General features: G+C 70.8%; 13 protein-coding genes and 1 pseudogene. 6 read left to right on the top strand and 8 right to left on the bottom strand.

Translation table 11 applies throughout. From position 1 onward, the window contains the following. Positions 1-37: 37 nt before the first annotated feature. From purL to purS, 3 genes are read right to left on the bottom strand one after another with little or no spacing between them, the layout of a single operon-like run. Positions 38-2326, bottom strand: a complete 2289-nt coding sequence (gene purL, locus E1288_RS06290; RefSeq protein WP_132482152.1) for a phosphoribosylformylglycinamidine synthase subunit PurL — start codon at positions 2324-2326, stop codon at positions 38-40. Continuing rightward, positions 2323-3000 carry a phosphoribosylformylglycinamidine synthase subunit PurQ gene (gene purQ / locus E1288_RS06285; protein ID WP_132482150.1) on the bottom strand — a complete coding sequence of 226 codons (678 nt, stop codon included), beginning with the start codon at positions 2998-3000 and terminating at the stop codon, positions 2323-2325. Before purQ ends, purL begins: the two co-directional genes overlap by 4 nt. Further along, positions 2997-3236, bottom strand: a complete 240-nt coding sequence (gene purS, locus E1288_RS06280) for a phosphoribosylformylglycinamidine synthase subunit PurS (RefSeq protein ID WP_132482148.1) — start codon at positions 3234-3236, stop codon at positions 2997-2999. Before purS ends, purQ begins: the two co-directional genes overlap by 4 nt. A 263-nt stretch (positions 3237-3499) precedes the next feature. Between purS and E1288_RS06275 the strand changes: the two genes are divergently transcribed. The 3 genes from E1288_RS06275 (at position 3500) to E1288_RS06265 (ending at position 5961) form a co-directional block, all read left to right on the top strand. Beyond that, positions 3500-3904 (top strand): hypothetical protein, encoded by a 405-nt coding sequence (locus E1288_RS06275; protein ID WP_132482146.1) that lies wholly within the window; start codon positions 3500-3502, stop codon positions 3902-3904. A gap of 559 nt (positions 3905-4463) precedes the next feature. After that, complete coding sequence (locus tag E1288_RS50110; protein WP_328592440.1) at positions 4464-5042, top strand: Rossmann-fold NAD(P)-binding domain-containing protein; 579 nt, start codon at positions 4464-4466, stop codon at positions 5040-5042. Positions 5043-5325: 283 nt separating this feature from the next. Continuing rightward, positions 5326-5961 (top strand): MBL fold metallo-hydrolase, encoded by a 636-nt coding sequence (locus tag E1288_RS06265; protein WP_132482144.1) that lies wholly within the window; start codon positions 5326-5328, stop codon positions 5959-5961. Between the two features lie 209 nt (positions 5962-6170). Here E1288_RS06265 and E1288_RS46770 read toward each other — a convergent pair whose 3' ends face one another. The 3 genes from E1288_RS46770 to E1288_RS06250 form a co-directional block, all read right to left on the bottom strand. Then, positions 6171-6578: an ATPase gene (locus tag E1288_RS46770; RefSeq protein WP_165968004.1), complete on the bottom strand. Its 408-nt coding sequence runs from the start codon at positions 6576-6578 to the stop codon at positions 6171-6173. 91 nt (positions 6579-6669) lie between these two features. Further along, the gene (locus E1288_RS06255; RefSeq protein WP_132482142.1) at positions 6670-7383 is read right to left on the bottom strand and encodes a DUF2334 domain-containing protein; all 714 of its coding nucleotides are present in this window, start codon (positions 7381-7383) and stop codon (positions 6670-6672) included. A 173-nt stretch (positions 7384-7556) separates the two neighbouring features. Next, complete coding sequence (locus E1288_RS06250) at positions 7557-8450, bottom strand: phosphoribosylaminoimidazolesuccinocarboxamide synthase (RefSeq protein ID WP_132482140.1); 894 nt, start codon at positions 8448-8450, stop codon at positions 7557-7559. 104 nt (positions 8451-8554) lie between these two features. Here E1288_RS06250 and E1288_RS06245 point away from each other — a divergent pair, with 104 nt between their 5' ends. Continuing rightward, complete coding sequence (locus tag E1288_RS06245; protein ID WP_132482138.1) at positions 8555-9205, top strand: TenA family protein; 651 nt, start codon at positions 8555-8557, stop codon at positions 9203-9205. 161 nt (positions 9206-9366) lie between these two features. On the opposite strand, the gene E1288_RS06240 is transcribed toward E1288_RS06245, so the two are convergent. After that, positions 9367-9969 carry a TetR/AcrR family transcriptional regulator gene (locus tag E1288_RS06240; RefSeq protein WP_132482136.1) on the bottom strand — a complete coding sequence of 201 codons (603 nt, stop codon included), beginning with the start codon at positions 9967-9969 and terminating at the stop codon, positions 9367-9369. 239 nt (positions 9970-10208) lie between these two features. Here E1288_RS06240 and E1288_RS06235 point away from each other — a divergent pair, with 239 nt between their 5' ends. Then, the gene (locus E1288_RS06235; protein ID WP_132482134.1) at positions 10209-11618 is read left to right on the top strand and encodes a DHA2 family efflux MFS transporter permease subunit; all 1410 of its coding nucleotides are present in this window, start codon (positions 10209-10211) and stop codon (positions 11616-11618) included. After that, positions 11615-12498: pseudogene (gene mca, locus E1288_RS06230) on the top strand (mycothiol conjugate amidase Mca). Before E1288_RS06235 ends, mca begins: the two are co-directional and overlap by 4 nt. Before the next feature lie 154 nt (positions 12499-12652). Here mca and purB read toward each other — a convergent pair. Continuing rightward, entirely contained in the window at positions 12653-14086 is a 1434-nt protein-coding gene (purB, locus tag E1288_RS06225) for an adenylosuccinate lyase (RefSeq protein ID WP_132482132.1), read from the bottom strand. Positions 14087-14246: the final 160 nt, after the last annotated feature.

Raw genomic sequence — 14246 nt, 5'->3', positions numbered from 1 at the left:
TAGACGAGGTGAACGGGCCGTTCGCTTCAGCTCTGGATCAGCCGAACAGCTTGGGGAGGGTGCCTTCCCAGGCTTCGCGCAGCTCCGTCAGCGGGATGTCCGCCACGTCCTGGATGTCGAGCGACTGCGCGCCCGCGTCCGCGACGCCGACCTTGGCCCACGGGAGGCCTCGGGCCGAGCACATGTCCGTGAAGCGGAGCTCCTCCGTGCGCGGCACCGCCACCAGGATCCGGCCCGCCGACTCGGAGAACAGCCAGACGAACGGGTCCACGCCCTCCGGCAGGACCACCCGGGCGCCGCACTCGCCGATCAGCGCCGTCTCCACCAGCGCCTGCGCCAGGCCGCCCTCGGAGAGGTCGTGCGCCGCCGAGATCATGCCGTCGCGGGAACCCGCGAGCACGATCTCCGCCAGCAGCTTCTCGCGCGCCAGGTCGACCTTCGGCGGCACGCCGCCGAGGTGGTCGTGGGTGACGCGCGCCCACTCCGAGCCGCCGAGCTCCTCGTGCGTCTCGCCGAGCAGCAGCAGCGTTTCGCCTTCCTCGCCACCGATTCCGGTGGGGATGCGGCGGGTCACGTCGTCGATCGTGCCCAGCACGCCGACCACCGGCGTCGGCAGGATCGGCTTCGCACCGGTCTGGTTGTAGAAGCTGACGTTGCCGCCGGTCACCGGGATGCCCAGCTCCTGGCAGGCGTCGGCCAGGCCGCGCACCGCCTGCTGGAACTGCCACATCACCGCCGGGTCCTCCGGCGAACCGAAGTTCAGGCAGTTGGTGACCGCCACCGGCGTGGCACCGGTGGTCGCCACGTTGCGGTAGGCCTCGGCCAGCGCCAGCTGCGCGCCCGCGTACGGGTCGAGCCGGGTGTAGCGGGCGTTGCAGTCGGTGGCGACCGCGATGCCGCGCCCGGTCTCCTCGTCGATGCGCAGCACGCCGCCGTCCGACGGCTGGGCCAGCACGGTGTTGCCGCGCACGTACCGGTCGTACTGGTCGGTGACCCACGCCCGGGAGCACAGGTTCGGCGACGCCGCCATCCGCAGGATGGTCTCCCGCAGTTCGTCCGATGTGGACGGCCGGGTCAGCGTGTTCGCGCTGTCCGCGACGATCAGGTCCTGCTCGGCGGGCCGCTCGACCGGCCGCTCGTAGACCGGGCCCTGGTGCGCGACGGTCCGCGGCGGCACGTCCACCACGAGCTCGCCGTGCCAGAAGATCTCCAGGTTCTCGCCGTCGGTGACCTCACCGATGACGTTCGCGGTGACGTCCCAGCGGCGGCACACCTCCATGAACGCGTCCACGTTGGACGGATCCACGACCGCGCACATCCGCTCCTGCGACTCGCTGGAGAGGATCTCCGCCGGGGTCATCCCGGTGGCGCGCAGCGGGACCTGGTCCAGGTCGACCCGCATGCCGCCGTCGCCGGCCGACGCCAGCTCCGACGTGGCGCAGGACAGGCCCGCGCCGCCGAGGTCCTGGATGCCCACGACCAGTCCGGCGTGGTACAGCTCCAGGCAGCACTCGATGAGCACCTTCTCGGCGAACGGGTCGCCGACCTGAACGCTGGGCAGCTTCTTGCGGCCGCCGCCGCTCTCGTCGCCGTCGAACGTCTCCGACGCGAGCACCGACACGCCGCCGATGCCGTCGAGGCCGGTGCGCGCGCCGAACAGGATGATCTTGTTGCCCTTGCCGCTGGCGTGCGCCAGGTGCAGGTCCTCGACCTTCATCACGCCCACGCACATGGCGTTGACCAGCGGGTTGCCCGCGTAGCACTCGTCGAAGACGACCTCGCCGCCGATGTTCGGCAGGCCCAGGCAGTTGCCGTAGCCGCCGACGCCCGCGACCACGCCGGGCAGCACGCGCTTGGTGTCCGGCGCGTCGGCCGGGCCGAAGCGCAGCGGGTCCGCCACCGCGACCGGGCGGGCGCCCATCGCCATGATGTCGCGGACGATGCCGCCGACGCCGGTGGCCGCGCCCTGGTAGGGCTCGACGTACGACGGGTGGTTGTGGCTCTCCAGCTTGAACGTGACCGCCCAGCCGTCGCCGATGTCGACCACGCCGGCGTTCTCGCCGATGCCCGCGAGCATCTTCTCGCGCATCTCGTCGGTGGTGGTCTCGCCGAAGTACTTCAGGTGCACCTTCGACGACTTGTAGGAGCAGTGCTCGCTCCACATCACCGAGTACATGGCCAGCTCGGCGTCCGTGGGCCGGCGGCCCAGGATCTCGCGGATCCGGGCGTACTCGTCGTCCTTCAGCCCGAGCTCGCGGAAGGGCTGGTCGACGTCGGGTGTGGACTTCGCGTGATCGACGCTATCCACGTTCACGATGTTGGTCACGCTGCCACCAGTGCATCCAGAACGGACAGGAACATGCCGAGGCCGTCATCGGTGGGGCCGGTCAGCGGGTCGATCGCGTGCTCCGGGTGCGGCATCATGCCCGCGACCCGGCCGCGCGCGTCGGTGATGCCCGCGATGTCGCGCCGCGAACCGTTCGGGTTCTCGCCCGCGTAGCGGAACAGCACCCGGCCTTCGCCTTCGAGCTCGTCGAGGACGGCCTCGTCGGCCACGTAGTTGCCCTCGCCGTGCTTGATCGGGATCAGCAGCTCGACGCCCGCGTCGTAGCGGGTGGTCCAGGCGCTGCTGTTGTTCTCCACCTTCAACCACTGGTCGCGGCAGACGTAGTGCAGGCCCGCGTTGCGGGTCAGCACTCCGGGCAGCAGCCCGGACTCGCACAGGATCTGGAAGCCGTTGCACACGCCGAGCACCGGCATGCCCTTGCGGGCGGCCTCGACGACCTCGGTCATGACCGGGGCGAACTTGGCGATCGCGCCGCAGCGCAGGTAGTCGCCGTAGGAGAAGCCGCCGGGGACGACCACCGCGTCCACGCCCTTGAGGTCGTGGTCGGCGTGCCAGAGGGCGACCGGTTCGGCACCGGCACGGCGCGCCGCGCGGGCCGCGTCCACGTCATCGAGGGTGCCGGGGAAGGTGATGACGCCGATCTTCGCGCTCATGCTTCCACCCGGCGGACGGTCCAGTCCTCGATCACCGGGTTGGCCAGCAACGTCTCGGCGATCTTGGCGAGCGTGTCGTCGTCGACATCGTCGGCGACCTCCAGCTCGAACCGCTTCCCCTGGCGGACTTCGGTGATGCCGCCGAAACCGAGACGGGGCAGCGCGTTCGCCACCGCCTGTCCCTGCGGATCGAGGATTTCCTGCTTCGGCATGACGTCGACAACGACTCGGGCCACGGGTGCTGCTCCCGGTTTCCGTGCAGATCCGCCGGGACCCCGGCGGATGGCCAGCAGTACCGCCAAAGGGTAACTGAGCTGGGCGTTCACCCTGCCGGGTAGGGGCCGGAGGTGCGGCGTGGCTCACGACACCCTTCCCACTATGTGTCTTGCGCCACATTTTTCCACGTTGTCTAAACCTTTGGGCCGGTTGGCCGTCTATTACGACCGGGGCACCGAAAACCCGGGCCCCGCTTGCAGTTACCTAGGGGGAACGCACACCGATGCGCACAATCAAGACGCTGATGGCGGCCGGCCTGCTCGCCGGCCTCGCGCTGACCACCACCGTGCCGGCGACGGCAGCGCCGAGCCCCGGCCCGGCGGCCGTGGCAGCGGCCGAGGACGCACTGCTGACCGCCGACAAGTCGCAGGTCCGGGCGGGCAACACGCTGGTCCTGCGGCTGGAGCACGGCGCCGAAGGCGTCAACTGGATCTCGTCGGCGGCGTTCGTGCGCAACGGGGAGCACCCGTTCGGCGCGGACGAGGGCCTGGCCCAGGTCGTGAACGACCGCGACGGCAACGCCGAGGCGGTGGCCACCATCGCCGACGTCGCACCCGGCGAGTACATCGTGCACACCCGCATCGGCGGCGGCGCGGGTCCGACAATGAAGATCACCGTCACGAAGTGACAAGTCGGAAGATCACCGTCACGAAGTGACCGCTCGATGAGAGGGGCGTCGGGGACGCCCCTCTCGGGATTCAGCTGATCGCATAAACCCGTTCACCCGCAGCGAGAACCGTCGCGGTGCCCTAGCCGGCCGGGGCAGGGTGCCGATATGCGGATCCTGGTTCTGGGCGGAACGGTTTTCCTCGGGCAGGCGGTGGCGGCCGAGGCTCTCCGGCGGGGGCACGACGTCGTCTGCGCGGTGCGCGGCACGAGCGGCGACATCCCCGACGGCGCGAAGCTGGTGGTGGCGGACCGGGAGCAGGGCCTCGGCTCGCTCGCCGGGGAACGGTTCGACGCCGTGGTCGACGTGGCGCGGAACTACCGGTGGGTGCGGGACGCCCTCGACGTCCTGGGCGCGACGGCCGGGCACTGGACGTTCGTGTCCACCATCAACGTCTACGCCGACAACGAGACGCACGGCCTGAGCACCGACGCCGAACTGCTGGAGCCGATCACCGACTCCGACGACGTGAGCACGTCCGAGTCCTACGGCGGGATCAAGGTGGCCTGCGAGAAACGCGGTGCGCGCCGCGGTCGGCGACCGGGCCTTCGTGCTGCGCCCAGGCCTGATCACCGGGCCGAACGACCCCTCGGACCGGTTCGGCTACTGGCCGGCGCGGATGGCGCGCGGCGGTCGCGTGCTCGTGCCGGACGCCGGCCACCCGACCCAGCACGCCGACGTGCGCGACCTAGCGGCGTGGATCGTGGACGCCGGGGAGCAGGGCCTCACCGGCACCTTCGACGGCACGAGCCCGACCACGCCGCTCAACGAGCTGCTGGCGCAGATCGCCGAGCTGGTCGCGCCGCCGGGCACCGAACTCGTGGCCGTTGCGCCGGAAGACCTGACCGAGGCGGGGGTGCAGCCCTGGGCAGGCCCGAAGTCGCTGCCGTTCTGGCTGCCGGAAAGCCACCAGGGCATCGCCGCGCGCAACGCGCGCCCCAGCCTGGACGCGGGCCTGCGCATCCGGCCGCTCGCCGAGACGGTGTCGGCGGCGCTGGAGACCGAGCGCTCGCTGGGCCTGGACCGAGAGCGTCGAGCGGGGCTCACCCCGGAGGAAGAAGCCGAACTCCTCGCCACCCTCCCTCACCAGACCCGGTGATCTCGGCACCGTGCCAGACGTCGTCACCTCACCGCAGGTTCAGACGTGATGATCCCGGTGCAGTTTCAATTGAAACTGCGCATCATCGGCGTGTCGCACTCCGACACGCCGACGGCTGTGGACAACTCCCGCAATTTCAATGGAAATCGAAGGTCCGATTTCCATTGAAATTGCGGTCCACCGGGGGTGGGGAGTCGACGTGGGAGGTGGGTCGACGGCCTTCCTTCCGAGGTAGGTCGAGCGTGGAAGAGTGGACCTGCTCGCTCATCTAGGAGGAAACACCGTGCAGATCACCCACTTCGGACACGCGTGCGTGCTGATCGAGACCGACTCGGCGCGGCTGCTGATCGACCCCGGCACGTTCTCCGCCGACTTCGAAGACCTCCGCGACCTCGACGCCGTGCTGATCACGCACCAGCACTTCGACCACCTCGACCTCGACCGGCTCCCGGCCCTGCTCGCCGCCAACCCGAACGCCCGGCTGGTGGCCGACCCGGGCTCGGCGCCCGCGATCGCAGAGAAGGGCTTGGCCGCGACCACCGCGCGCCCCGGCGAGTCGCTGGAGCTGGGCGGCGCGTCGATCAACGTCGTCGGCGGCACGCACGCGGTGATCCACCCGGACATCCCGGTGATCGACAACATCGGCTACGTCGTCGACCACGGCGCCTTCTACCACCCCGGCGACTCGTTCTACGTGCCGGAACAGCGGATCGACGTGCTCGGCGTGCCGACCGGGGCGCCGTGGCTGAAGCTCTCCGAGGCGGTCGACTTCCTGCGAGCGGTGGCGCCGCGAGCTGCGGTGCCGATCCACGAAGCGGTGCTGGCGAACCCGAACATGCACTACCGCATGTTCGAACAGCTCGGCCCGAAGGACACGGCCCTCGAAGTCCTGGCCAAGGGAACCCAGACCTCGGTCTGACCCGGCAGCGGACGCCGGAGCGTCCGAGGCGGGCCCGCCGCAGGAGGCGCCGCTTTCGCGCGAAACCGTCACCCACCACGCGTGAGACCGCCGTTTTCGCGCGAAACCGGCATCCGGAGAACCGCTGCGCCCCGCAACGGGAGCGACCAGAGCGGCGATTTCGCGCAAAATCACCCCCGGCGTGTTGCGCCTCGTGGCGGGCCTCAGGTTCAGTCGTCGTCTCGGTCGTCGTTCTGGTCGGCGATGTCGTGGTGGTCGCCGGGCTGGTCGTCCAGGTGGTCGTCGTGGTCGTCGAAGCGGTCGTCCAGGTCGAGGCGGTCGTCCAGGTCGAGGCGGTCGTCCAGGTCGAGGCGGTCGTCCAGGTCGAGGCGGTCGTCGCAGTCGTCGAAGCGGTCGTCGACATCGTCGCGGTCGTCGTCGAACCGGTCGTCCGGGTCGTCGTCGAAGCAGACCGGGGCCGGTTGGGCGACCGGGGGCTGGTCGACCGGGGTCGCCGCCCGCGGGGTTTCGACCGTGCCGGTGCCCGCGGCGAGCGCGGCTCCGGTTCCGCCGAGGCCCACCAGCGCTACCGCCGCCACCGCCGCGAGCCAGGTCCGCTTCGTGTTCCGAATCCGCATCGTCCTCGTCCTCCATTGGCCGCTTTCGCCTGACGAGAACCAGCTTGGGCGCCCACCGTGAGGCGACCCTGAAGGTCGAATGAAGGGGTTCTCATCCGCGGGCCGACGTCGCGGAACGGCGGGCGAACGAGGCATAGGTGACCGGACGCGCGCCGTGGTGCAACGCCAGGTCCACGGCGTCCAGGAGCGCCTGCCTCGCGGCCGGTTTCCGCAGCTCGGCGGCGTCCATCGCGAGCCGGACCGGTCGCCCGCGGCGCGCCGCCCGCTCGACGCCCAGCACCAGCGCCCGGCACCACCACGGCTCCGCACGCTCGCCCGGGCCGAGCATCCGGATCCGCGCCCGGTGCACCTGGCCTGTCGTGAGATCCCGGACCCCTATCGCGTCCGCGCAGACGGAGAATCCACGCCGCTGCAGCGCGGTGACCGTGCCGGGTGAGGCGAGCCAGCGCGGCGGGATGAAGCTGTTCGTCCGCAGCCCGACCTGTTCGAGCACCGCCGACGCAGCCGCCAGCCGCAGCCCGGCTTCGTGCGCTGGCAGCTGGGCGGCCGGGGCGAGGCGGGCGCGCAGCCCCGGGGACAGGCGGGCGAAGCCGTGCAGGCTGATGGCGTCGCGCCGCGTCAGGCGCTCGGCCACCCAGTGCAGCAGCGGGGATTGCGGGTTCCGCGCCTCGAGGTGATCCGGGCGCGGCGAGATCAGCAGGGACAGCGGGACCTGGCGGCGGTCCAGTTCCGCGGCGAATTCCGCGCACTGGTCCAGCACCCGGAGCCCAAGGCCGGACAACGACACGACGAGCGGCGTGCTCACGGTCCCTCATTCCGCCTGGTCCGGGTGTCCACGACCTGACGGCCAGGTGTCGCCCCGGCGCAAATCCGGCGAACCTCCACGCCGCCACTTTCGGCAGGCCAGGCCCCGGCACGACGCCGACACGCCGACGCATACTCCGACCGGGGAAACCGGGCCTCCCGGGTGATGCGGGGTTACGGCGTGGGGGCGAGCCAGTCGGCGAAGGAGCGGCCGGTGATCCGCTCGTACGCCTCGACGTAGCGGGCGCGCGTGGCGTCGAGGACGTCGGCCGGCAGCGGGGGCGGCGGGGTGTCCGAGGCACGGTCCCAGCCAGACGTCGGCGAGGTCAGCCAGTTGCGCACGTACTGCTTGTCGAACGACGGCTGCACCTTGCCCGCCTCGTACCCGTCCGCCGGCCAGTACCGCGACGAGTCGGGCGTGAGCACCTCGTCGCCGAGCACCAGCGAACCGTCGCGGGCCAGGCCGAACTCGAACTTGGTGTCCGCGAGGATCACGCCGCGACCGCGTGCGTGCTCCGCCGCCCGGCGGTAGACCAGCAGCGTCAGGTCGCGCAGCTCCGCTGCGCGCTCCGCGCCCAGCTGCGCGGCGACCGCCTCGAAGCTCACGTTCTCGTCGTGCTCGCCGATCTCGGCCTTCGTCGCCGGGGTGAAAATCGGCTCCGGCAGCTCGGACGCCTCGACGAGCCCGTCGGGCAGCTGCACGCCGCACACCGCGCCGGTGCGCTGGTAGTCGGCGAGCCCGGAGCCCGTCAGGTAGCCGCGCGCCACGCACTCCACCGGCAGCATCTCCAGCCGCTTCACCAGCAGCGCGCGACCGCGCACCTCGCTGGGGATGCGCGGATCGTCGGCGGCGACCAGGTGGTTCGGCATCACGTCGGCGAGCAGCTCGAACCAGAACACGCTCATCGCGGTCAGCACCCGGCCCTTGTCGGGGATCGGGGTGTCGAGCACGTGGTCGTACGCCGAGATGCGGTCGGAGGCGACCAGCAGCAGGTGTTCGTCGTCCACGGCGTGCAGCTGGCGAACCTTGCCGGCCGCGATCTGGGGGTAATCGGCGAGTGCAACCACGTGCGGATTGTCTCGCACCGGGGCCAGGGCACTCGCACGCGGGCCGGTGGTAAGAACCGGCGTGGGCCGTCCGGACCAGCCCCGATCGAGCACAGGAGGACTTCGTGACCGAGACATTCACCGACTGGCTCCGCCAGCGCAGCGAGCCCGACTGGACCGCGGTCGTCACGCACCCGTTCACCGGGGCCCTTTTCGACGGGCTGGTGCCGGTCGAGTCGATGCGCTCCTACCTTGTGCAGGACTACCAGTTCGTCGACGACTTCCTGGCGCTGCTGGGTTCCGCGCTGGCCAAGGCGGATCGCTACTCGTCGCGGCTGGCGATCGCGGGCAGCATCGCCGTGGTCACCAGCGAGGAGAACACCTACTTCCAGCGCTCGCTCGACGCGCTGGGCGTCGGCGAGGCGGACCGGGTGCGCCCGGTGCTGGACGAGGCGACGGTGGCCTTCCGGGACTTGATGAGCGACGCCAACGCGAACGGCAGCTACGCCGAGGTGCTGACGGTGCTGACCGTCGCGGAGTGGACCTACCTGGAGTGGGCGATGCGCGCGCCGGCCTCGCTGCCGGAGAACTTCGTGCACGCGGAGTGGATCACGCTACACAATAACCCCGGTTTCCAGGGCTGGGTGCGGTGGTTGTGCGGCGAGCTCGACCGGATCGGCGCCGACCTGGACGAGCGCGAGCGGGCCCGCTGCCTGCGCGTGTTCCAGCAGGCGACCCGCTGCGAGCTCGACTTCTTCAACGCCCACTGGAAGTGACGGCCTGATCGGGGCCCGCGCGGTGTCGCCACCGGGTCTGCCCTGAAAGTGGCGTGGGCCTGCGGTGTGGGGTGGCGATTTCGCGCGAAATCGCCATCTCTCAGGCGTGGGGAACGTCGATTTCGCGCGAAATCGCCGCACAGAACAAGCACCCGAAAGGCTCACGCGAAGGCTCGTTGCAGGCCATCGAAGGCCTGCTCGGCGAGGGGTTCGATCGCCGCCGCGATCTCCTCGTGGTCCGCACCGTCGAGCGTTCTACGGAAGATCTCCTCCAGCAGCACGCGGTACACCGTCGTGGCCTGTGCCGCCAGCAGCTTCGCGGTGAACTCGGCGAGTTCCGGCGCCAACACGTCGGTCAGCGCCCGTTCCCGCTGCTCGTGGATCTCCCGCAGCCGGGCCTGCAGCGTCGGGCTTCCGCTGATCACGCGGACGAACTCCGCCCCGGAGAAGCCGATCAGCGCGTCGCGCCGGGCCAGCGCCTCGAAGTAGGCGCGGCGCAGCGCCGCCGGCGCCGACTCACCCGGCTCGCGCTCCAAGACCGCCTGCGCCGGCCCGGCGACCAGTTCCTCGTGCATGTCGAGGAGCAGGTCCTCCTTGCGCGGGAAGTGGTTGGTGACGGTCATCTTCGCCACCCCGGCCGCCGTCGCCACCTGCGCGATCGTCACGTTCTCGAAGCCGTGCTCGATGAACAGCCGCGTCGCGACGTGCGAGATCTCCTGCCTCGTCTGCCGCTTGCGCCGTTCCCGCAGTCCCTCCGTGCTCATGACTGGTCCGCCTCTCCGCGATCCACAGTGGTGGTTGCGTTCAGCCCAATCTCCCGTTGCGTGGTTTCTCGTGGCTGGTTTGCGTCACGGTCCCCTGGGGTGCGGTTGAGGAGGACTGAGGTTGACACAGGGCTACTCATGCCCGCCAGCCTAGTCGTCTAATTAGGTCACGCCCAAATAATATGCTTGACCTAATTATTGGTCCAACCTAAGTTGGCCTCTCGATGCGAGGAGGTGCGATGACGGTTGCGAAGGCCGCCCCGGCGGCGCGATCGGATGACGAGGTTCCAGCCCAGCTGTGGCGGATGGCCGGAGTCCTGCTGCTCGGCGCGGTGCTGGGCGGGCTGGACGCCACGATCGTCAACGTCGGGATCGACGCGATCGCCGCCGAGCTGCGCAGCCCACTGAGCACGATCCAGTGGGTGACGACCGGATACCTGCTGGCCGTGTCGCTGGTGATGCCGATCTCCGGCTGGGCGTCCGAGCGGTTCGGCGCCAAGCGGATGTGGCTGGTCTCGGTGGCCCTGTTCGTCGGCGGGTCCGCGCTCTGCGGCATCGCCTGGTCGACCCCGGCGCTGGTCGCGTTCCGCGTCCTGCAGGGCATCGGCGGTGGGATGATGCAGCCGATCGGCCAGTCGATGGTCGCCCAGGCCGCCGGGTCCAAGATCGGCCGCGTCATGGGCGTGACGTCGATCCCGGTGATGCTCGCGCCGGTGGTCGGCCCGATCCTCGGCGGCGCGATCGTGCAGAGCCTGGACTGGCGCTGGATGTTCCTGATCAACCTGCCGATCGGGCTCGTCACGCTGTGGCTCGCGGTGCGGGTGCTGCCGTCCGAGCCGGGCACCGCGAGCGGCAACCGGCTGGACGCCGTCGGCCTGCTGCTGCTCTCGCCCGGGCTGGCCGCCGTGGTGTACGGGTTCACCGCGGCCGGAGCTTCCGGCGGTTTCGGTTCAATGTGGACGGTTGCTTCGCCGGCCGCAGGCGCGGCTTTGCTGATCGGCTACGGCGTGCACGCACTGCGGGGCCGGGGCACGCCGCTGATCGACCTGCGCCTGTTCGCGCGCCGGGGATTCGCCGCCGCCACCGGCAATTCGTTCCTGCTCGGCGCCTCGCTCTACAGCTCGATGCTGCTGATTCCGCTTTACTACCAACAGGTCCAGCACGTCGGCCCGCTCGCCGCCGGGCTGCTGCTCGCGCCGCAAGCGCTGGGCACCGCGATCACCACGTTCGCGGCCGGGCGGCTCTCCGACCGGATCGGATCGCGACCGCTGCTGGTCACCGGCATCCTCGTGGCCCTGGTCGGAACGGTGTCGTTCACCCAGCTCGCCGCCCAGCCGCCGGGCTGGTTGCTGACCGCTTCCCTGCTGCTGCGCGGGATCGGCATGGGCATGACGATGGCCCCCGGCATGGCCGCGGTCTACCGGAGCGTGCAGCGGCACGAGGTTCCCCGCGCGGCCAGCGCGTTGAACGTGCTCAACCGGATCGGCGGATCGCTGGGCACCGCACTGCTGGTGGTGGTGCTGCAGGGCTCGTCGGCGCCGGAACCGGCGGCCGCGTTCGGCGACACCTTCTGGTGGGCGTTCGGCATCACCGCGTTGAGCCTGGTCCCCGCATTCCTGCTGCCCGCCGCGAAGAAGGAGCCGAAATGACCTTGCGCCTGATGAGCGTGCACGCCCACCCCGACGACGAATCCAGCAAGGGCGCCGCCACCCTGGCCCGCTACGCGGCCGCAAGAGCGGAAGTGCTGGTCGTGACCTGCACCGGCGGGGAGCGCGGCGACGTGCTCAACAAGCGGCTGGACCGCCCCGAGGTGCGGGCGGACCTGGCCCAGATCCGCAAGCGGGAGATGGCCGCCGCCGCGGAGATCCTCGGCGTGCGGCAGCGGTTCCTCGGGTTCGTCGACTCCGGGCTTCCCGCCGACGGCGAGCCGCTGCCGGACGACTGCTTCGCCGTCCAGCCGCTCGACGTCGCGGCCCGGCCGCTGGTCGCCGCGATCCGCGAGTTCCGGCCGCACGTGGTCATCACCTACGACGAGACCGGCGGCTACCCGCATCCCGATCACATCAGGACACACGAGGTGACCGCCGCCGCCTTCGAGGCCGCCGCCGACCCGGCGCGCTACCCCGGCGACGGACGACCGTGGCAGCCGCTGAAGCTGTACTACCAGGCCGCGCTGTCCCGGGCGTGGTTCGAGGCGCTGGACGAGGCGATGACGGCGCGCGGCCTGGAGTCGCAGTCGCGCCGGTGCTCGCCGACTGGCCGGACACCGCGCCGAACCTGGCCGTCACCACCCGGATCCGGTGCGCGGAGCACTTCGAGACCCGGGACCGGGCGGCGCTCGCGCACGCCACGCAGATGGACCCTGACCACCCGTTCTTCGCGCACCCGCGCGAAGTCGAGCGGGAGGTGTGGCCGACCGAGGACTACCACCTGGCCCGCAGCCTGGTCGAAACGACGTTCCCGGAAGACGACCTGTTCGCCGGGATCACGTTCCAGGCCAGGTCTCGTGAGCACTTTGGATCGCCATAGCACTCCAAAGTGCGCACGAGCGGTGCGTCCGGGCCGGTCGGGGCCGCAATTTCAATGGAAATCAGAGCTCTGATTTCCATTGAAATTGCGGTGGGGGACCCGGCGAAGGGTTCTTCAGCCGGATTCACCTGCCGTCGGAGTGGATTCGCCGCCGTCAGAGGATGTCGGCGGGGGTGTAGGCCGCCGCCTCCGGGTGGCGGGTCGTGATCTTCTCGACCTGGTCGACGATGGCGCCGACCTGGGCCGCCGCCGCTCCCGTGAAGGCGAGGCGGTCCGCCAGGAGGGCGTCCAGCTCCGCCCGGTCCAGCGGGAGGCGGTCGTCGGCCGCCAGCCGGTCCAGGAGGTCGTTGCGCTCCGCGCCCTGCTCGCGCATCGCCAGCGCGACCGCCACCGCGTTCTCCTTGATCGCCTCGTGCGCGGTCTCCCGGCCGACACCGGCCCGCACCGCCGCCATCAGCACCTTCGTGGTGGCCAGGAACGGCAGGTAGCGGTCGAGCTCGCGGGCGACCACGGCGGGGAACGCGCCGAACTCGTCGAGCACCGTCAGGAACGTCTCCAGCAGGCCGTCGAAGGCGAAGAACGCGTCCGGCAGCGCCACCCGGCGCACCACGGAGCAGGACACGTCGCCCTCGTTCCACTGGTCGCCGGCCAGCTCGCCGACCATCGACACGAAGCCGCGCAGCACCACCGCGAGGCCGTTGACCCGCTCGCAGGACCGGGTGTTCATCTTGTGCGGCATCGCGCTGGAGCCGACCTGGCCCGGCTTGAAGCCCTCGGTCACCAGCTCGTGCCCGGCCATCAGCCGGATCGTGGTCGCCACGTTGGACGGCGCGGCGGCGAGCTGGGCCAGCGCGGTGAGCACCTCGAAGTCCAGCGAGCGCGGGTAGACCTGGCCGACGCTGGTCAGCGTGCTGCCGAAGCCGAGGTGGCCGGCCACCCGGCGCTCCAGCTCGGTGAGCTTCGCCGGGTCGCCGCCGAGCAGGTCGAGCATGTCCTGCGCGGTGCCGACCGGGCCCTTGATGCCGCGCAGCGGGTAGCGCGCGAGCAGCTCCTCCAGCCGGTGGAAGCCGACGAGCAGCTCGTCGGCGGCGGTGGCGAAGCGCTTGCCGAGCGTGGTCGCCTGGGCGGCGACGTTGTGCGAGCGACCGGCCATGACCAGCTCGCCGTACTCGCCGGCGAGCTTGCCGAGCCGCGCCAAGACGGCGACCGTGCGGTCGCGGACCAGCTCCAGGCTGAGCCGGACCTGCAGCTGCTCGACGTTCTCGGTGAGATCCCGGGAGGTCATGCCCTTGTGGATCTGCTCGTGGCCGGCGAGGGCGTTGAACTCCTCGATGCGGGCCTTGACGTCGTGGCGGGTGACGCGCTCGCGGGCGGCGATGGAGTCCAGGTCGACCTGCTCCAGCACCCGCTCGTAGTCGGCGACCGCGTTCTCGGGGACCTCGATGCCGAGGTCGGCCTGGGCGCGCAGCACCGCGAGCCACAGCTTGCGCTCCAGGATGATCTTCTGCTGCGGGGACCACAGCTCGACCAGCTCGGGCGAGGCGTAGCGGGCGGCGAGGACGTTCGGAATGCTGGGCTTGACCGTCACGAACAGCCAGGATACCGGCGCCCCGCCTCCGTTCGGCCCACCCGGTCGCGCTGCGCCGGAAGCCGTGTCCGACCGCGACTCGTGGGACGCGTGAGACGAGGCGGAGGCACCTCGGGGGACCGCAGTTTCAATTGAAACTGCGGTCCCCTGGCGCCATTCG

This window comes from Saccharopolyspora elongata, assembly GCF_004348985.1.
Taxonomy (GTDB): Bacteria; Actinomycetota; Actinomycetes; order Mycobacteriales; family Pseudonocardiaceae; genus Saccharopolyspora; species Saccharopolyspora elongata.
The sequence above is the reverse complement of the archived record's forward strand: the minus strand, read 5'-3'. Positions and strand labels throughout refer to the sequence as shown.